Origin of the sequence: Paenibacillus sp. J2TS4, from assembly GCF_018403245.1 — a bacterium.
Classification (GTDB): domain Bacteria; phylum Bacillota; class Bacilli; order Paenibacillales; family NBRC-103111; genus Paenibacillus_L.
This window is the reverse complement of record NZ_BOSH01000056.1, coordinates 1-260: the sequence shown is the minus strand read 5'-3', so window position 1 is coordinate 260 and position 260 is coordinate 1. Positions and strand designations below refer to the sequence as shown.

Sequence of the window (260 nt, the reverse complement as noted above, 5' to 3'; positions counted from 1 at the left end):
GGTAGATAATTGGGGTGAAGTCGTAACAAGGTAGCCGTATCGGAAGGTGCGGCTGGATCACCTCCTTTCTAAGGAAATCAGCTTCACATTCACTCGTTTTCAGTTTTGAGAGGGAAATGTTCCTTTCAAATCATTGTTCCTTGAAAACTAGATAGCGAAGAAATGCGAAAGCATCCATTAGCAAGTGTAGATTGGGTATCTTTCGAGGAAGAGATGGACTTCGGTCTTGAACTTCTGAGGAGATGTCAATAACGGATCTT

The 260-nt window shown here is 42.7% G+C and carries 1 rRNA gene; it reads left to right on the top strand.

What is annotated here, in order from left to right:
• A 16S ribosomal RNA gene (locus KJS69_RS29425) occupies positions 1-68 on the top strand; the annotation flags it as partial.
• Between the last annotated feature and the right edge of the window lie 192 nt (positions 69-260).